18 protein-coding genes and 1 riboswitch are annotated in these 18,041 nt (G+C 63.2%); of the genes, 9 read left to right on the top strand and 9 right to left on the bottom strand.

All coding sequences use genetic code 11. The annotated features are described in order from the left end of the window. The first annotated feature begins 81 nt into the window (after positions 1-81). The gene (gene chrA / locus OKA05_RS11985; protein WP_264487379.1) at positions 82-1,380 is read left to right on the top strand and encodes a chromate efflux transporter; all 1,299 of its coding nucleotides are present in this window, start codon (positions 82-84) and stop codon (positions 1,378-1,380) included. Between the two features lie 246 nt (positions 1,381-1,626). On the opposite strand, the gene OKA05_RS11980 is transcribed toward chrA, so the two are convergent. The 4 genes from OKA05_RS11980 to OKA05_RS11965 all read right to left on the bottom strand — a co-directional run bounded on the left by OKA05_RS11980 (position 1,627) and on the right by OKA05_RS11965 (position 3,754). Then, positions 1,627-2,133 carry a single-stranded DNA-binding protein gene (locus tag OKA05_RS11980; RefSeq protein ID WP_264487378.1) on the bottom strand — a complete coding sequence of 169 codons (507 nt, stop codon included), beginning with the start codon at positions 2,131-2,133 and terminating at the stop codon, positions 1,627-1,629. 72 nt (positions 2,134-2,205) lie between these two features. Continuing rightward, positions 2,206-2,493, bottom strand: a complete 288-nt coding sequence (gene rpsF / locus OKA05_RS11975; RefSeq protein ID WP_264487377.1) for a 30S ribosomal protein S6 — start codon at positions 2,491-2,493, stop codon at positions 2,206-2,208. Positions 2,494-2,508: 15 nt separating this feature from the next. After that, positions 2,509-3,096 carry an aminoacyl-tRNA hydrolase gene (gene pth / locus OKA05_RS11970; RefSeq protein WP_264487376.1) on the bottom strand — a complete coding sequence of 196 codons (588 nt, stop codon included), beginning with the start codon at positions 3,094-3,096 and terminating at the stop codon, positions 2,509-2,511. Positions 3,097-3,166: 70 nt separating this feature from the next. Next, positions 3,167-3,754, bottom strand: coding sequence for a 50S ribosomal protein L25 (locus OKA05_RS11965; protein WP_264487375.1), 588 nt, complete (start codon positions 3,752-3,754; stop codon positions 3,167-3,169). A gap of 368 nt (positions 3,755-4,122) precedes the next feature. Here OKA05_RS11965 and OKA05_RS11960 point away from each other — a divergent pair, with 368 nt between their 5' ends. Next, positions 4,123-5,418 (top strand): reverse transcriptase family protein, encoded by a 1,296-nt coding sequence (locus OKA05_RS11960; RefSeq protein ID WP_264487374.1) that lies wholly within the window; start codon positions 4,123-4,125, stop codon positions 5,416-5,418. A 66-nt stretch (positions 5,419-5,484) separates the two neighbouring features. Here OKA05_RS11960 and OKA05_RS11955 read toward each other — a convergent pair whose 3' ends face one another. The 3 genes from OKA05_RS11955 to OKA05_RS11945 form a co-directional block, all read right to left on the bottom strand. Then, positions 5,485-6,768 carry a sensor histidine kinase gene (locus tag OKA05_RS11955; protein WP_264487373.1) on the bottom strand — a complete coding sequence of 428 codons (1,284 nt, stop codon included), beginning with the start codon at positions 6,766-6,768 and terminating at the stop codon, positions 5,485-5,487. 2 nt (positions 6,769-6,770) lie between these two features. Continuing rightward, positions 6,771-7,448, bottom strand: a complete 678-nt coding sequence (locus OKA05_RS11950) for a response regulator transcription factor (protein WP_264487372.1) — start codon at positions 7,446-7,448, stop codon at positions 6,771-6,773. A gap of 77 nt (positions 7,449-7,525) precedes the next feature. Further along, positions 7,526-8,632 (bottom strand): Lrp/AsnC family transcriptional regulator, encoded by a 1,107-nt coding sequence (locus OKA05_RS11945; protein WP_264487371.1) that lies wholly within the window; start codon positions 8,630-8,632, stop codon positions 7,526-7,528. Between the two features lie 131 nt (positions 8,633-8,763). On the opposite strand from OKA05_RS11945, the gene OKA05_RS11940 reads away from it, so the two are divergent. From OKA05_RS11940 to OKA05_RS11915, 6 genes are all read left to right on the top strand, one after another. Beyond that, positions 8,764-9,006 carry a ribbon-helix-helix domain-containing protein gene (locus OKA05_RS11940; RefSeq protein WP_264487370.1) on the top strand — a complete coding sequence of 81 codons (243 nt, stop codon included), beginning with the start codon at positions 8,764-8,766 and terminating at the stop codon, positions 9,004-9,006. After that, entirely contained in the window at positions 9,003-9,416 is a 414-nt protein-coding gene (locus OKA05_RS11935; protein WP_264487369.1) for a type II toxin-antitoxin system VapC family toxin, read from the top strand. Before OKA05_RS11940 ends, OKA05_RS11935 begins: the two co-directional genes overlap by 4 nt. Positions 9,417-9,629: 213 nt before the next feature. Further along, positions 9,630-10,676, top strand: a complete 1,047-nt coding sequence (gene gap, locus OKA05_RS11930) for a type I glyceraldehyde-3-phosphate dehydrogenase (RefSeq protein ID WP_264487368.1) — start codon at positions 9,630-9,632, stop codon at positions 10,674-10,676. Between the two features lie 204 nt (positions 10,677-10,880). After that, positions 10,881-11,957: an alpha/beta hydrolase fold domain-containing protein gene (locus OKA05_RS11925; protein ID WP_264487367.1), complete on the top strand. Its 1,077-nt coding sequence runs from the start codon at positions 10,881-10,883 to the stop codon at positions 11,955-11,957. Between the two features lie 60 nt (positions 11,958-12,017). Then, complete coding sequence (locus OKA05_RS11920; protein ID WP_264487366.1) at positions 12,018-12,536, top strand: PH domain-containing protein; 519 nt, start codon at positions 12,018-12,020, stop codon at positions 12,534-12,536. Positions 12,537-12,717: 181 nt separating this feature from the next. Beyond that, positions 12,718-13,521: a TIM barrel protein gene (locus OKA05_RS11915; RefSeq protein ID WP_264487365.1), complete on the top strand. Its 804-nt coding sequence runs from the start codon at positions 12,718-12,720 to the stop codon at positions 13,519-13,521. Positions 13,522-13,525: 4 nt separating this feature from the next. Here OKA05_RS11915 and OKA05_RS11910 read toward each other — a convergent pair whose 3' ends face one another. Together OKA05_RS11910 and OKA05_RS11905 are read right to left on the bottom strand one after the other, a co-directional pair. Beyond that, positions 13,526-14,482, bottom strand: coding sequence for an endonuclease/exonuclease/phosphatase family protein (locus OKA05_RS11910; RefSeq protein WP_264487364.1), 957 nt, complete (start codon positions 14,480-14,482; stop codon positions 13,526-13,528). A 42-nt stretch (positions 14,483-14,524) separates the two neighbouring features. Further along, a complete protein-coding gene (locus OKA05_RS11905) occupies positions 14,525-15,460 on the bottom strand; it encodes an endonuclease/exonuclease/phosphatase family protein (protein WP_264487363.1) in 936 nt (311 codons plus the stop codon). Positions 15,461-15,553: 93 nt separating this feature from the next. Beyond that, positions 15,554-15,735, top strand: a riboswitch (cyclic di-AMP (ydaO/yuaA leader). A 138-nt stretch (positions 15,736-15,873) separates the two neighbouring features. Between OKA05_RS11905 and OKA05_RS11900 the strand changes: the two genes are divergently transcribed. Then, the gene (locus OKA05_RS11900; RefSeq protein WP_264487362.1) at positions 15,874-17,943 is read left to right on the top strand and encodes an SPFH domain-containing protein; all 2,070 of its coding nucleotides are present in this window, start codon (positions 15,874-15,876) and stop codon (positions 17,941-17,943) included. Positions 17,944-18,041: the final 98 nt, after the last annotated feature.

Here is an 18,041-nt window from a genome sequence, read left to right as displayed (position 1 = left end):
TGCGCGTTTCGTTTTCGCCACTCATCTTTCCGGGCATCCGGGAGCGATTCCCTTTGCCTTCCTTCATCTCAGATCCCGGCGATGAGCCCACCTCCCGTTCCCACCTTTGGCGAAGCGCTGCGCTTCTGGATCAAGCTCGGCTGGATCAGCTTCGGCGGACCGGCCGGGCAGATCGCGATCATGCACAAGGAGCTGGTCGAGAAGCGCCGCTGGCTGAGTGAGGACCATTTCCTCCACGCGCTGAATTTCTGCATGCTGCTGCCGGGGCCCGAGGCACAGCAGCTTGCCACCTACCTCGGCTGGCGCTTGCACGGTGCGCGCGGCGGGATCGCGGCGGGCGCCCTATTCGTGATTCCGTCGGTGTTCATCCTGTTCTTCCTGAGCTGGCTCTACATGGCGGGGGGGGAGATAAAGTGGGTGCAGGGGATATTCTACGGCTTGATGCCGGCGGTCATCGCCATCGTGGCCTCGGCAGTGAAGCGCATCGGCTCGAAGGCGCTGAAGACTCCGGCGCTGTGGGTGCTGGCGGTGTTAGCCTTCGTCGCGATTTTCCGCTATAAGATCAACTTCGTGGAGATTCTCCTCTGCACCGCCTTGATCGGGTGGATCGGAGGAAAATATTTCCCCAAGCAATTCCCGGCGGGGAGGGGGCACGGCAGGGCGGATGTGGGTGAAGCTCCCTTCGTCCAACTTCCTCCATCACCACCGGCGACGTGGCGGAGGACCTTCCTTGTCTCCGCGGTCTGCCTCATGCTGTGGTGGCTGCCCGTGCTGGCCTGCGGGCTTCTGTTAGGTTGGAAAGGAATCCATTTCCAACAGGGCTTGTTTTTCAGCAAGACCGCCATGGTGACCATTGGCGGTGCCTATGCGGTCCTGCCCTATGTGATGCAGATGGCCGTGGAGAACTATCACTGGTTGAACGACGGACAGATGATGACTGGCCTTGGTCTCGCGGAAACGACGCCAGGGCCGCTGATCATGGTACTGCAGTTCGTCGGCTTCGTCGCCGCGTGGCAGCATCCCGGAGACTTGTCACCGCTGCTAGCGGCGACGCTTGGTGCCGCGATTACCACGTGGGTGACCTTCCTGCCGTGCTTCCTGTTCGTCTTCCTTGGTGCGCCCCATGTCGAGGGGCTGCATGAGCGGAAGAGGCTGGCGTCGGTGCTGACGGCGATTACGGCGGCGGTGGTTGGAGTCATCCTCAACCTCGCCATATGGTTCGCGCTTCACGCGATCGTTCCAGACAAGGGAAAGTTCGACGTGTTCGTTGCGCTGGCAGCCATTGGTGCGTGGGTGGCGATGGAGCGGTTCAAAATTGGCGTGATGCCGGTGCTTGCAGGGTGTGCCGGCTTGGGCGTGGTCGTGACGATGATGTTTTGAATCGTCGATGGGGTTTAGGTGGCTTGGAGCTGGTCCGGGAATGCAGCTGTCAGACGCATGAGGCGTCACGTTGTGACGCGATTCCTTTGTTCATTCCACCCGGCACTTCGTGCCGGGCTTTTATAAGCCGTCCCGTTGGGACGAAGAACTTTGGAGCTCCCGCATCCGGACTCCGTTCCCAGCGATCATCTGGCGACAAAGAAAAAGGCCGGACATTGCTGCCCGGCCTTTTCAGATCTTTTTGGATCAGAATGGAATGTCGTCTTCCTCGTCGTGGTATTCGCCGGAACCGGCTGGCGAGGCGCCTTGCGGCGGGCCGGAAGATTGGCGTGGCTGCTGCGAGTAGCTGCCGCCATTGCCGCCCTCCCCGTTGCCGGGACGTGGGCCACCACCACCACCGCTGCCGCCAGCACCTTGTTTGCCATCGGGCAGGAACTGGAGGACTTCGGCGACGACCTTGAGCTTGCTGCGCTTCTGGCCGGACTGCTTGTCCTCCCAGGTATCCATCTGCAAGCGGCCCTCGACGAAGACGCCGCGGCCCTTGGTGAGGAACTTCTGGGCGTTTTCCGCATTAGTGCCCCAAACCGTGATGTCGACGAATGTGGTCTCATCGGACCAGTTGCCGTTGCCGTCCGAGACGCGCCGGTTCACGGCGAGGCCGAGGTCACCGACGGCAGTCCCTTTCGGGGTGTAACGAACTTCCGGGTCACGGGTGAGGTTCCCGATCAACATCACTTTATTGAGATTGGCCATGGCAGAGTCAGGCTAGTTAGGGCAAAGAAGAAAAAGAAATGACGTGTTCAGGTGAACGCGTCAAGCGAGACCTCAAGCGACGCGCTCGAAGTGCTGCAGGTGAACGCTGGTGTTCAGCCGGAGCTTGGCCTGGATCTTGTCGATCATGGCGGGCTCGGCCTTGAAGGAGTAGGTCACGTAGTGGCCGTTATCCAGGTGGCGCGAGCTGTAGGCGAACTTGCGGCGGCCGAGTTGCTTGACATCTGCGACCTTGGCGCCTTCGGATTCGATTTCCTTGCTGACGGCGGTGACGAGGTCTTCGACGCTGCCTTCGATCGACTTGGTGTTCAGGATGACGAGTCCTTCGTACTTGCGGCTCATGTGGGGACGTTTTGGTTAGGTGGTTCCGTTGTTGCTGTTGTAAAAACCGGCGGCGGCGGGGAGGCCTTGGGAGAGCGCAAGCTGCACAGCCGCAACGGCCCTTGCAAGCGTGTTTTCAAGCACTTCCCGCTCCTCCTCGCGGAAGGTTCCGAGCACGTGGCCGGTCATGTTTCCGGGCTCCGAAGCGCCGATGCCGACCTTGAGCCGGGGGAATCCATCGCCTCCCAGGTGTTCGATCATCGACTTGATGCCGTTGTGTCCGCCGGCGCTGCCTTTCTCGCGGAAACGCAGCTTGCCGAGGGGCAGGGCGACGTCGTCATAGACCGTCAGGATCTGCTCCGGCGTCCACTTGTGAAAGGTGGCGATCTGGCGGACCGGCCGGCCGCTGAGATTCATGAAGGACTGCGGCTTCACCAGCAGCACGCCGGAGCCGGGGAGCTTGGCGACATGGCACTGCCACTTCGGCTTCGACTCGAAGGGCACACCGGCGAGCAGCGCCAGACGGTCGAGCACCATAAACCCCACGTTGTGGCGGGTGTTCTCGTACTGCCGGCCGGGATTGCCGAGGCCGATGACGACGGGGATGGAGGCTCCGGATTCCAAGTGAAACGTTCCAAGTGCGAAAAAGCCCGGGCCGCTGGTGCGGACCGGGCTTTCGGGAAAGAAATGCCGATCAGGCGGTTGCGGCGGCTTCAGAGACGGCGGCGGCGCTCTTCGCCACGTGGGCGATGACGACGTCGTCGGCATGGGTCGCGGCGACACCGGCGGGAAGCTTGACGTCGCCGATGTGCAGCGAGTCGCCTTCTTCAAGGTGGGTCACGTCGAACTCGAGGACATCCGGCAGTGCGGAAGCAGCGCAGCGGACTTCGAGGGTGTGGCCGAGTTGCTCGAGCAGACCACCGGCCTTCACGCCTGCGGCTTCACCCGTGAGGTGGACCGGGATGTGGGCGGTGAGTTCGCTGTTCTCGTCGACCGAGAGGAAATCCACGTGCAGCGCCTTGCCCGAAAGCGGGTCGTGCTGGACGGCCTGGAGGAAGGCGAGCTGGTTGCTGCCACCGAGGTCCAGGTTGATGAGAATGTTTTCCGAGGTGGCGTGGGCCAGCAACTCGCCGAAGGCCTTGGCGTCGACCTTCAGGTTCTGGTTTTCGTTTCCGCGTCCGTAGATAACGGAAGGGACCCAGCCCTCGCGGCGCAATTGTTTGAGGACACCGGAACCGGAGCGTTGGCGCGGTTCGGCTTTGAGAACGTGCTTCTTGGCCATGACGAAATGGGCGTGAGGATTGGGATCCAGCCGCGAGACTTCCGCGGCCGGGGGCGGGGTCTGTAGCGGTAGGGGCGGGGTTTGTCAAAATTTTGTTCGAGGGGCTTTTCCGGGGGCCACTCCTGGAAGCCGCAGGCTTTGACGCCGCGGCTTGCTGCTGCCTAGCTTGGTGACCGGATCGCGGGGAGGCCCGTGCGCCAAGCTGGCCGTGTGTGGAAACGCATGCGGCCTCTCCGGGGCTACCCCGGGGGATCGAATTACCAAGCCATCCCGAGACGAGGGCCTAATCACGCTCCCGCGTGAAACTGCCCGCGCCAGACCGGACGCGTTGGCGCGCGGTGCCTCCCCGCATCCTCTGTTTTTTCCCGATGTCCTCCCAGGCCCAAAGCATCCGCCTCCTCGCCGCCGCGCTGGCGGCCGGGCCGCTGGATGACCCCGCGGCGCTGGTGGAGCGGGCGGAGCCGCTGGTGGCGGATTTGAAGAAAGCGCGTTGGCTGCCGACGCTGGCGGATGCGCTGAGCAAGGAATTTGGCGGGAAAGCCCGGCCAGCCGTCCGGCAGGTGGCGGACCGCATTGCTGCTCATCCGCCGTTTATCCGGGCATGGATTGCGGGGAAAGGGCGGGCGATTCCGGCGCTGGTCGAGCCGCAAATGGCCCCCGCGCCCGGAGCACCGCTGGAGTGGCAAATTCCGCAGGTCGCCACGTTGGGGGATCTGGCAGGGGAGTTGGGAGTGCATTCGGACGATCTGGGCTGGCTGACGGCTTATGGCACCGCGGAGCACTATCGCCACCGCTGGCACGACAAACGGGACGGCCGCTTCCGGCTGATCGAGATGCCGAAGACGCTGCTGAAGCACGCCCAGCGGCGGGTGCTGCGGCACATCCTCGACGCCATCCCGCCGCACGAAGCGGCGAAGGGATTCCGCCGGGGAAATTCCGTGCGCGATTTCGTGGAGCCGCATACCGGCAAGGACGTCTTGGTGCGGTTCGATCTGGAGGACTTCTTCCCGTCCATTGGGGCGGCGAGGGTGCTGCGCGTTTTTCTGACTGCCGGCTACCCGGAGCCGGTCGCTCGGGCGCTGACGCGTCTGGTGACTCATGCTGGGCCCGCTTCGGTCCTGGCGCAGAAGGCGCTCGCATGGGAGGCGCGGCGGCGACTGGCGACGCCCCATCTGCCGCAGGGCGCGCCGACTTCGCCAGCCTTGGCAAACTTGTGCGCGTTCCGGCTCGATTGCCGTCTGGCCGCGCTCGCGAAAGCCGCCGGAGCGGACTACACGCGCTATGCGGATGATCTGCTGTTTTCCGGCGGCGAGGATTTCGCGCGACAGGTGAAGCGCTTCCTCGTCACCGTTGGTGCGGTGATTTTGGAGGAAGGATTCCGTCCGAATCATCGCAAGACCCGGGTGATGCGGCAGGGGCAGAAGCAGCATGCCGCGGGCATGGTCCTCAATGAGCGGCCGAACCTCGACCGCCGCGAGTTTGACCGGCTCAAGGCGATCCTGACGAACTGCGTGCGCCACGGCCCACAGTCACAGAACCGCGAGGGTCATGCGGAGTTCGCCGCCCATCTGTCGGGCAAGCTGGCGTGGGTTGCGTTCATTCATCCGGAGAAGGGGAGGAAGCTACGCGCGATCTACGAGCGGATTGCGTGGGGCGAGCCATAAGGAGTGTGGACGTTCCGTCCACACCGTGTCGACGGAACGTCGACACTCCTTATTGTCCGCGGATACTCAGCCCTCCGTCTTCTGAAGCTCCGGCAGCGCGTTCGCTTCGGCTTCGGCCAGCAGGCGGGCCTCGGCTTCACGCGGGACTTCCATGGTGAAGCGCGTTTCCTGGCCGGGCGTCGAGCTGACGCGGATGGCTCCGCCGTGTGCTTCGATCGCACGCTTCACGATCGAGAGTCCGAGGCCGGTGCCCTTGATCTCCTCCTGCGAGTGGTGCTTTTCGACGCGGTAGAAGCGCCGGAAAATGTGTGGCAGGTCGGCGCTCGGGATGCCCACGCCATCGTCCGCGACCCAGACGCGGGTCGACTCTTCGTCGCGACTGCAGCCGATGGTCACGGTGAGTTTGGGGCGCGGGTTCTGCTTCAGCGCGTTCTCAACCAGATTGAAAAGCACCTGGGTCCAGTAGAAGCGGTCGCCAGCGAGGATCATGTCGAGATCCGGCATGTCGATCTTGATCGTGGCCTGCTGGTTGTGGATCACGGATTCGAGCCGCTCCAGCACGTCGCTGATGCAGGAACGGAGCCGGAATGGCTTCACCTTCAGCGCCGCGGCTTCGCCGGACTCGAGGCGGGAGATGACGAGCATGTCCTCGACGATGCGCGAGATGCGCTCGGTGTGCTTGCGCATCACCTTGAGGAAACGCCGCGTCAGCTCCTTGTCGTCGAGCAGGTCGTCGTCGATGAGGTTCTCCAGATAGCCGTTGATGATGGCCAGAGGCGTCCGGAGCTCGTGGGAGGCATTCGCCACGAAGTCTTTCCGGATCTGCTCGGTTTGATACTCGCTGGTCACGTCACGGATCACAACTCGGGTGGTGGGGTCGTCGGCCGGGCTGTCGGAAAGCCGCGCGGCATCGATGACCCATGCGTTCATTCCGCGGCGCTCCTGATCGCCGAGCGGGGAGGATTGTTGTGGCAGCACCGCGCGGGTCACGGTCGGCTCGCCGGTTTCCAGACAGCGCATCAGCGCCGCCGCGAGACGTTGGTCGAGGAAGGCTTCCTGGACCGTCCGCCCGGTGAGGTCGCGGCCGCGGAAGAGCGTGCGCGCCGCCTTGTTGGCGAAGAGGACGCGGGCATTCGCATCCACCAGCATGAAGGCGTCGCCCAGCGCATCCAGAAGCTGGTCGCGCTCCCGTTTCGCCTGTCGCAAGTCGAGGTCCAGCTTCATTTTCCACGCGGAGACTTCCTCGTTGAATTCCTTTCTGGCGCGTCGCAGGCGCAGGGCGGTAATGCCAAGCGCGGTGAGAGCGGCCAGCGCGGCGACGGTGGAGAGTGTGGCAAATGGCTCGGGCATCCTCAGAGAGAGGACACGCAGTAGCCAATGCCACGCACGGTTTCAACCATCGCTGCATGTTCGCCCAATTTCTGACGGAGCCGCTTCATGTGGGTGTCGAGAGTCCGGCTGTGGACCTCGTCGCTGTAACCCCAGACGGTGCGGAGAAGATCATTGCGGTCCTGCGCCTTGCCCGCCCGCTCGGTCAGGAAAAGCAGCAGCTTGAATTCGGTCGAGGTCAGCTCGACGGGCTCGCCTTTGAGGTAAAACTTGAGCGAGTTCTTGTCGAAACGGAAGGGCCCGTAGGTCACCTCCACGGAGCCGGGCGGGCCATCGCTGCGCTTGAGCACCGCTTGCACGCGCAGCATGAGTTCCTTCGGCGAAAAGGGCTTGGTCAGGTAGTCGTCGGCGCCGGCTTCGAGGCCCTGGATGCGGTCCTCGGTTTGGGCGCGGGCGGTCAACATGATGACCGGGATGTCGCGGCTGCGGGAGTCGCGGCGGAGTTCCTTGAAAACCCCGTAGCCGTCCTTCCCGGGAAGCATCAGGTCAAGGATGACAAGGTCCGGGCGTTCACGGATCGCGACTTCGGCACCGGTGATGCCGTCGTGCGCTTTCATCACGGAATAACCTGCGCGCTCCAGGTTGAAGCCTACGAGGTCGGCAATGTCGCGTTCATCCTCGACTATCAGGATTTTCTGCATGCGCGGTGAGGTTTAGGGACGCCCCTTGACCGCGGGAACGGGGCGCTTGTGACGAAATCGTCGCATGGTCAGGTCGATCAGGCTTCCGCCATTCTCGCATGCCATTCCTTGTAAACCACCGGGGAAATTTCGGACGGCTTGATCTCGGAGCGGCCGCCCCAGAAGACGTTAGTGTAGGAAACCGGGATGCCGATGCTTTCGAGGTGGCGGTCGATGGCGGCCTTGTGCTCCATGACGCGGGGCTTTTCGGTGCCGTGGACCACGCCCATGACATTGACGTCGCCGAATTGCGGGCCGCCCTCGCGCCAGTAGCAATGGGTCATGCAGTAGTGGCGGCCGACTTCGCCGCCGGCCTCGATTTCACGGCCTTTCGGCACGGCCCAGTGGAAGAGGCCATTGAAACGGGTGACGCGTTCGCCGGTCGAGGACGGCTTGACGTGCTCGAGGAAGGTGGAAAAGCGGCCGATGACCTTCTTGTCATTCAGCGTCGTGGCGACCTCGCAGAAGCGGTCCACGGAGACTCCGGCCTTGGCGGCGCGGCCATCCCACGGGCTGGCGACGACTTCCTCGGGGAGAAGCTCTTCCTTCAGGGCGAGCAGCACGTTCCACTCCTCCTCGGTCAGGTCGACCGGGACGGTGGTCATCATCACGGCGGTTTCGTCGGCCTTTTCTCCCGGCTCCAGCGAGCGGCGGCGGACGTGACCCACGCCGAGCGCGAACACTCCATTGGCCGGCATCAGGAGGTATTCCGTGGCTCCGGTCAGGCGGAGCAAGACGGTGGCGTGCTCGTCGAGCGATTCGCCGACCGGGACCTTCAGCGTGGTCCACAATCGGTAGCCGGAGCCGGAGACCTCGGTATCGGTCGAGCGGATCACGACGTGGCCAGAGAAGGGGTCCTCCTTGGCCATGAAATCAAACGCGGCATTGAGCTTTTCCTCCGGGACCTTCCACGCGACCAGCGCGCCGTGCGCGAGCTTGGTGGAAAGCAGCGTCTGGCGCACCCGGCGCACCACGCCGCCTTCCAGCATCGCGCGGATACGCTCCAGCACGGTGCCCAGATCCACGCCGCTCTTCTCCGCGATCACATGGAAAGGATGCCGGTGGAAACCGGACACGAGGTCTTCCGAAACGGCCAGGATTTGGGCGTTGATCGGGTCGGTATGCTCGACGGGGATGGTGTGCATGGATGGGACGCTAGTAAGCCAGATACGCCCCCGCCACGCGGAATTTGCGGGAAATGACGCGGGAAGTCGGCAAGCGTGGCTGCTCCTCCTATGGTATTGCCATTCTGCGCAGATTGTGATACCAAATCTGCGTGACGACTATCTCGCTGAAGATTCCGGACGACCTCGCCTCACGGCTGGAGGCGACGGCGCGGGCTCAGCAGACCAGCCGCTCCGCCCTTTTTCGGGAGGCTTTGGAGGAAAAGCTGGAGGCTTTGGCGAGCGAGAGCCGGCCCAGCCTGCTGGACCAAAGCGCGGATCTCTGTGGCTCCGGAGGGAGCGGCATCGGCGACCTCGCTTCGAATCCAGAGCATCTCAAGGGCTTCGGAGAGTGAATGCGATCCTGGTAGATACCGGGCCGCTCGTGGCTTATCTGGATCGCGATGATCAGCACCATGCTTGGGCGAAAACCTGCTTCGCCGGTCTCCATGAGCCTTTGCTGACCTGCGAGGCGGTGGTCGCCGAGTCCCTGTTCCTCTTGCGCCGGGGCGGCATTTCTCCGGACCCCTTGCTCCAACTTGTGACCCGGGGACTCGTGATTCCGGAGTTCCGGCTTCACGACGAGGCGGACGCCATCATGAAGCTGATGCAGCGCTATCGAAATGTCCCGATGTCCTTGGCCGACGCTTGCCTAGTGCGGATGTCAGAAATTCACGAGCGTTCGACGGTGTTCACTCTCGACTCGGATTTCACGATCTACCGGAAGTCCCAGCGGCGGGTGATTCCCTTGCTGCGACCGGAGTGAAAGGGGGAATGCGATAAGCCAGTTGCGGTCGCTCCCAGCACGCGGAAATTGCGGCAGATGATGCGAGAACGTGGGTCGCTCGCCCGCCGGAGGCTCCGCGGGCACGATGGCTGCTGCTTTTTTCGTGACTTACCGGGCCATTGACGGGCACGGGAGCGCGTGCATCATCCCGCCCCCGGGCGGCGAAATCCGCCAGGCACACGACCTACCATCATGACCACCATCGCCATCAACGGGTTCGGGCGCATCGGCCGCCTCGTCTTCCGCGCTCTCGTCGAGCAGGGCCACCTCGGCACCACCTTCAACGTTGTCGCCGTGGGCGACATCGTGCCGGCCGACAACCTCGCCTACCTGCTGAAGTACGACTCCACCCAAGGCAAGTTCGACGGCACCGTCACCTCCAAGAAGTCCAAGCCGGAACTGGAAGAAGACGACGTGCTGGTGGTCAACGGCCACGAGATCAAGGTTGTCTCCGCACGCACTCCCGATGGCCTTCCTTGGAAGGAACTCGGCGTGGAAGTCGTGATCGAGTCCACCGGGCTTTTCACCGCTGCCGACAAGGCCCGCGGCCACATCACCGCCGGTGCCAAGAAGGTCATCATCTCCGCTCCGGCGCAAGGTGAAGACGGCACCTTCGTCCAGGGCGTCAATGACGAGCTCTACGATCCCGCCAACCACCACATCATCTCCAACGCGAGCTGCACCACCAACTGCCTCGCTCCGATCGTCCACGTCCTGCTCAAGGAAGGATTCGGCATCGAGGAAGGCCTGATGACCACCATCCACTCCTACACGGCCACGCAGAAGACCGTGGACGGCCCTTCGAAGAAGGATTGGAAGGGTGGCCGCAGCGCCGCAATCAACATCATCCCGTCCACGACCGGGGCCGCCAAGGCCGTCGCGCTGGTTTGCCCCGCAGTGAAGGGCAAGCTGACCGGCATGTCCTTCCGCGTGCCGACCCCGACCGTGTCGGTGGTCGACCTCACGGTGAAGACGACCAAGGCCACCTCGCTGACCGAGATCAAGGCCGCGCTGAAGACCGCCTCCGAGACCTACCTCAAGGGCATCCTCGCCTACACCGAAGACGAAGTGGTCTCGACCGACTTCATCCACGACAAGCACTCCTCGATCTTCGACGCCGGCTCGTCCATCGAGCTGAACCCGACCTTCTTCAAGCTGGTCGCTTGGTACGACAACGAGTGGGGCTACTCCAACCGCGTGATCGACCTTCTGTTCGATGTGGTGAAGAAGGGGATCTGAGCCATTCGGCACCGCTAATTTCAAACGCCCGGCCTCGCGAGAGGCCGGGCGTTTTTGTTTTTCCCTAGGCACGTTGGTGACAACGCGGAAGCCACCGGGAAGGCGCTCTTTCGGGGACCACTCCGCATTCTCACGAATGCGCCTACGTGAGGAGATCATCGACTTTCCCCGCGACAGCCCTGCGGCCGTAGTGTTTGCTCCGCCATGCGTTGGCTCTTTTTCCTGCTTCTCACTCCGGCCGCATTCGCCCAAGCCGATCCGTTCGCCTCCATCGATGCGAACAAGGACGGCAAGCTCAGCCGCTCCGAGGTTCCCGAGCAGATCCGCCCGCAATTCCCGCTGGTGGATACCAATGGGGACGGCTTCGTGACGCGTGCGGAGTTCATGAAGGCGGTCTCCGGCCAAGCCGGCCTCGGACCCGCGACCGGCGGCGAGGTGGAGCATCTCAAGGACATCGACTACGCTGGCAGCGGCAACCCGCGCCAGAAGCTTGACCTCCTCTTGCCGAAGGACCGCAAGGCGAAGAAGCGGCCGATGATCGTCTTCGTCCACGGCGGTGGCTGGCAGTCCGGCCGCAAGGAGGACGGGCTCGATGTCATCCGCGCGGTCACGGCGACCGGCGATTATGCGGCCGCCACGATCAACTATCGCCTTTCCCAGGAAGCCAAGTGGCCGGCACAGATCCATGATTGCAAGGCGGCCATTCGCTTCCTCCGCGCAAAGGCGGACGAGTATGGCATCGACGCCAGTCATATCGGCGTGGTCGGAATGTCTGCGGGCGGCCACCTCGTCTCACTGCTCGGAACCGGCAACGATGATGCCGGCCTCGAAGGCGGGGTCGGTGCCTTTGCCAAGGTGAGCAGCCGCGTCCAATGCGTGGTGAACTTCTTCGGCCCCACCGATTTCTTTACCGACTACCTGCCGAACCCCACGCCGGAGAAGGCCGATGGCCGGAGGATGGTGGTCCAGCTCCTCGGTCGCGACGAAGCGGAGGCACGCCGCAATGCGAAAGCCGCCTCGCCCGCGTCCTGGGTCACCAAGGACGATGCTCCCTTCTTCACCGCCCACGGCACCAAGGACACGCTGGTGCCTTTCACCCAAGCGACGACCATCCACACGGCCTTGGAGAAAGCCGGCGTGGAAAGCCATCTCGTCGCCATGCAAGGAGCTGGCCACGGCTTCGCCAGCCCGGAACTGAACCGCCGCATCCGGCTCTTCCTCGACATGCACCTCCGCGGGATGCCGGCGGAGATCTCGTCGGAGCCGATCCGGATCCGGTGATCCAATTCGCGACGGATTCTCCACTTGTTGAAACCGGCCGGTTTCGTGCAGCCTGCGATCGTGAGCGAAGAAGTTCTTTGGAAAGGCAGCCCGTCGCAGGTTCTCAACCTCGGCAAGTATCTCGTTGCCCTGTTGCTGGCTATCGGTATCGCCGTGGGTGGCTTGTTCTTCCCGCCGGTGTGGGTGGCACTGGTGCTGCCGCTCGGCTGGGCGCTGTGGATCTTCATCGAAACGAGAAGCGTCCGCCACGAACTGACCACCGAGCGGATCCGGATGTCCGCGGGCGTCTTCAACCAGCAGATGGACGACGTGGAGCTTTACCGCGTGAAGGACACGTCGATGGAGCGTCCGTTCTGGTATCGGATGTTCGGGCTTTCCTCGCTCATCATCGAGACCTCGGACCGCTCGCAGCCGCGGATCGAGATCAAGGCGGTACACAATGGCGATGAACTGCGTGAGACGCTGCGCAAGCAGGTCGAGTTCTGGCGCGACAAGAAGCGCGTCCGCGAGGTGGATTTCGACGAGAGCCTCGCGGATGGGGGGACTGCCGCTGGTTCGGATGATCAGACTGTGGTGTGAGGTGCTGGCTTTTTTGATCCTTTCAAGTTAGCTGGAGGACTCCGCTTGCAGCGCCTGCATTCCCAGCGTGTCCGGCTGAAGCCGGGACTACTTACACTTTGGGGCGGGGCCGCTGGGATCGTCCCGGCTGGGGCAAAATCCCGCGTGCCAACGTCCGGGCTTTGCGCTTTCCTCCGCGCGCATGACTGACCTTCCCGGACGCACGCCGCACACTCCGATCGCCGTCAATATTGAGATGTGGTTCGAGGGCTCCTTCGCGGAGCGCATCGAGCAAGCCGCAGCACTCGGCTTTCCCGCGATCGAGCTGTGGTCGTGGCGCGACAAGGATCTCGCGGCCGGTGCGGGAGTCCTGAAGAGGCATGGCATGATCGCCACGCAATTCACCGCATGGGGCTTCGGTCAGCAGATCAACGATCCGAATTTCCCGAAGGAGGACTTCGCTGCCGAGATCGCGGCTGCTTGCGATGCTGCGGAGTTGCTTCCCGGCTGCGACCGCTTTTGCGTGGTCGGCGGCGACGACATCCCGGGGCTGACGAAGGAGCAGATGCATGCCTCGGTCATCGAGAAGCTCCGCGCGGCGGTGCCAGTCCTGGAGGCGAAGCGGAAGATGATCATCCTTGAGCCGATGAATCCCTACAATCACCCCGGCCATTGCCTCTACGGCAGCGCCGATGGCATCGCCATCTGCGAGGCGGTGGGTTCGCCATGGGTGAAGTTGAACTGGGACCTCTTCCACATGCAGCGCTACGAGGGCAACCTCATCGACAATCTGGAGAAGGGGAAGGAATGGATCGGCTACGTCCAATTCGCCGATTCTCCGGCGCGCAATGAGCCCGGCACCGGCGAGATCCGTTACAGCGAGGTCTTCCGGAAGGTCCGCGAGTTGGGGCTGCCATTGCCGTTGGGAGCCGAGTGCTTGCCGAAGGGCGCGGATGCCCGCCGTGCCGCCGAGCGTCTCTATCAGGCGGACTCGGAGTCGGCCTAACCATTCACCACGCGATCTCCGCGACCACTGCTCGGTGATCCGAGCCCAGGTCCGGGCCGATCCAGCGCTTCGTGCAAACGGCCCCGGGCGCGCGGAACAGCACGTGATCGATCGGGACGGCAAATAGCAGGCTGCCGCGCATCCAGGTGCTTCCCGCGCCGTGGCCGTTGGCACTGTCGAGCAAGCCGGCATTCCACAGCGGCTTCATGCCGTGGCTCCAACGCGTGGCGTTGAAGTCACCCGTGGCAATGACCGGCAGCGTTTCCTTCGATACTTGATCCGCGAGGGTGTGCAGGAAGGCATTCCGCTCGTTGGACCAGAACTCCGTCGTGGGTGGCACCGGGTGAGCGCCGTAGAAGATGAATTCCTCCTTGGGCCCGGAAAGCCGCACCTTGAGCAAGGGGAGCTCCATCTGCCCGCACGGGATGATCTCCCGAGAAACAATCGGAAGCTTCGAGTAGAGCGCGAAGCCGAAGTTGCCCTCGACGAGGTGATCAATCGAATGCGGATGACTCGCCAGCAATGGACGCAGGGCCTCCGCCCACACTGCGTCCACTTCAGGCAGGAAGACCACGTCGGGGTCCGTATTCTGCACCCACTTCACCGCGTCGTCGTAGCGCATGTTAGAAGTGAGGACATTGAAGGTGGCTACTCGTAGCGGCGTGCCGATGGGCTTTCCCGCGGTTCCGAAAAAGCACGGGGCAAGCCGCACGGCTGGCACCACGAGAAACACGGCAGCAAAGGCAGCGAGCCGGAACGATTTCACAGCGAGAAGCACGATCACCGCGAGCGCGATGAACACCGCGTACTGGACCTGGAAGTGGTTGAAGAGATCCATCTTCCAGTGAATCCCTCCGAAGAAACCGAGAATCGGAAAACATCCGGCGAGCGCTGCGAGCCGTGCGATGAACGGCAGCGGCTTGGGGAGGAGGCGTGTGCGCCACTTGATTGCGTCGGCCATGTCAGAAGAAGTAACTCCACTCAATCCGGATCTGTCTCCAAATTACCAAGCAAACTCCGAGATCAGCGGTCGATGATCCGATCCAAGCTCCGGGCCGATTTCAAAACGACTGCAGTGCATCCCCTCGCCGCGGAACAGCAAGCGGTCGATGGGGATGGAGATGAGGGAATTGCTCCGCATCCAGGTAGCTCCGGGTGCTTTTCCATGCGAGGCGTCCTTCAGCCCCACCTTTTGAAGTGGCGCGGATTTGTGGCTCCACCGGGTGGTGTTGAAATCACCGGCAACAATCACGGGGCCGGAGCTCCTGCTGACTTCGCGGGCGAGGACGGCCATCATCTCGTCGAGCGCCTCCGACCAATGCCGGGTGACCGGGGGCAGGGGATGGACGGCGAATACCGTGACCTCACCATTCGGAGTCGTGATCCGCGCAACCAGCAGAGGAAACTCGATGTCGCTGCAGCGGATGATTTCGTGGCTGGTGATCGGCAGCTTCGAGTAGAAGGCGAAACCTGTGCCCTCCTCGATCGAGTGAGGATAAACATCGCCGAGTCGCTCCAGTTCGTTCGCCCAGATTTCCGTCGTTTCGGTGAAGTAGATGAAATCCGGTGCCGCCTCCCTCACCCAATTCAAGGTGTCATCGTAGCGGTCGTTCGAAACGAACACATTGAAGGAGGCCACCCGCACCGGCACACCGACGGGCTTCTTTGAGTCCGGCGCGACATGCGATGGAACGATGCGCGCAAGCGGAACGAGCAGCAGCGCCGCGCTCATGATCGCGGCGCGACGTGACTTGAGGCAGAGCAAGACGACCGTCGTCAATAGCAGCACCAGCGCGTATTGGACTTGGAAATGATTGAAGAGATCGAGCGGCCAGAAGAAAGCACCGCCGATCCAACCGATGATGGGCAGCGATCCCGTGAGGGAGGCCGCTGCGGCGACGAGCAAGCGAGGCTTCGGCAGGAACGACGGCCAATTCATTTCGGCCAGCCTTTCAGATCCTGCGGCCGGTTACAAACGCCTGCATTGAAACCGCCGCGGAAACGGTTAGAACGATCCCGAGTTCTTTGAGAACGATACCGTCAGCCGAGTGCACCGGACGTGTGGTCCGGAGCAGCGGGGGAACCAATCCCGACCGACTGTCGCAGGGCTATTTCCTGCGGGGAGGTCTTTGGGGCAAGCGGTGCCTGCGGCACCGGGAGCACGTGGTGGCTCCAGCCCGACAGCTAACCTCGTAGGCATCACCGCGGGGCGCGGATCGTTCGGTTGTCTCTCCTGAAACAAGGGGCACGCCGGAGCCGCCGCCGCTTCGCCAGTCCCAGACAACAAACATCCGGCCCCCGCCTCCCGCAGGCGGCGGGACCGGTCTCGAAAAGAAAGAAAAGGAGAACAACATGATTGCTGACTTACTGTTCAGCGTGGGAGTCACCGTGGCTGCATTGCTTGCGCTCGCGGTGGCCGTCTATCTCTTCCTCGGCGTGCGCTATATACCGCACCGCCGGGTTGGGATCATCGAGAAACTCTGGTCCGCCAGCGGCTCTCTAACAGAGGGCCGGATCATCGCCCTCAATGGCGAGGCCGGCTTCCAGGCCAAGGTCCTGCGTGGGGGCCTCTACTTCGGCTACCCGTTCTGGAAATTCACGATCCACAAGGTCCCGCTGGTGACCGTCGCGGAGGGCCGCATCGGCTACGTCTATGCGCGGGATGGCCATCCCTTGCAGCCGGTGCAGACGCTGGGCCACTTCGCCGATTGCAATGGCTTCCAGGACGCCGTCGGCTTCCTGCAGAATGGCGGCCAGCGTGGTCGCCAGCGCGGCATCCTGCGTGAGGGCGTGTATGCCATCAATACCGCGGTCTTCATGGTGATCACCGAGATGGGCGTGCACACCGGCCCGATCTCGACCGAGGAGAACCGCATGGCCCAATTCTGGCGCGAGGAGCTTCAGGAGCAGAACGGCTTCATCCCGGTGATCGTCGGCAATCCCAAGGGCAAGCAGTCCTCGGAGCCTCCGAAACCCGGAGGTCTCGCCGAGTCGGACAATGTCGGCGTGGTCACCATCCACGATGGTCCCTCACTGGAGGCCGGCGACGTGATCGCCCCGGAAGTCCGCGATACGCAAGGCGGCTCCGGTCACAACTATTTCCAGGATCCGGAGACCTTCCTGAAGCTCGGTGGCCGCCGCGGCAAGCAGCTCCAGGTGCTGACGGACGGCACCTACTTCATCAACCGCTGGTTCGCCACGGTCGAGCTGAAGCCGAAGACGCTGATTCCCATCGGCTACGTCGGCGTGGTCATCGGCTATTTCGGTGGGGACGGAACGGACGTGACCGGTGCGAACTTCCGCTACGGCGAGCAGGTCGAAAGCGGCCGCCGCGGGGTGTGGAAGCAAGCGCTCACTCCCGGCAAGTATGCGCTCAATCCCTACGCGCTGAAGGTGGAGCTGGTACCTACTGTGAACTTCGTACTTCGCTGGATCAGCGGGCAGACGGAGAACCACAGGTACGATGAACACCTCACCAGCATCCCGATCATCACCGCGGACGGCTATGAGCCGACCTTGCCTCTCAGCCTGGTGCTCCACATCGACTACCAGAAGGCACCGCGCGTGGTGCAGCGCTTCGGTGACGTGAACCGCCTGATCAGCCAGACCCTCGACCCGATCCTGACCGCTTACTTCCGCGACGTCGCGCAGAGCAGCAACATGCTCGACCTGCTGACCCACCGCGAAGAGATCCAGCGCCTCGCCACCGAGGAACTGGGCCGCCGTTTCGAAGGCTATGACATCAACTGCGTGGCCGTGCTGATCGGTCGTCCGGAAAGTGTCCACCGCAAGGATGGCGAGGACCCGATCGATGCGCTCTTCGACCAACTCCGCCAGCGCCGTTTGGCGGAAGAGCAGAAGGAGACGTTCGCCAAGCAGCAGGAGGCTGCCAACCGGCTCAAGGAGCTCAACCAGGCACAGGCCGAAGCTGCCCGGCAGACTCACCTGACGGAAACGCAGATCGAGATCGAGGTTTCCGCGAACCGCGGTTCCGCCCAGCTTGCCGAGGCCGAGAAGCTCGCCAAGCGAGAGATCGCCATGGCGGAAGGCCAAGCCCGCGTGGCCGAGCTGACAGGTAAGGGCGAGGCCCTGCGCATCCGCCAGATTGCGGAGGCCGAAGCCGACAAGATCGCCCGCATCGGTGAGTCCGAAGCCGAGGTCAGCCGCCAGAAGGTCGCGGCCTATGGCGACAACCGCCTGTATGCCTTGAACCTCGTGGCCGGGGAACTGGCGAACAGCAAGCAACCGTTGGTCCCCGAGAAGCTGGTGATGCTCGGCGGCGGCGAGGGCGGCGGTGCCGGAGCCCAAGCCGGCATCTTCCAGTCCATGATGCAGTTGCTCACCGCATGGGACAACATGAAGGAGACCGACGCTGAGGCCCCACCGAAGATCGCACCGGTGGAACCAACGAAGGCGGCCTGAGCCGATGAATTGCGAACGCGAGGGGTGCTGGCAATGCCCGGCACCCCTCGTTTGCGTCGATTCTGCCACCGTGCGCGGCGATTCTGCCTGTTGCGGTC

The sequence above is a fragment of the Luteolibacter arcticus genome, from assembly GCF_025950235.1.
Classification (GTDB): Bacteria; Verrucomicrobiota; Verrucomicrobiia; order Verrucomicrobiales; family Akkermansiaceae; genus Haloferula; species Haloferula arctica.
The sequence above is the reverse complement of the archived record's forward strand: the minus strand, read 5'-3'. Positions and strand labels throughout refer to the sequence as shown.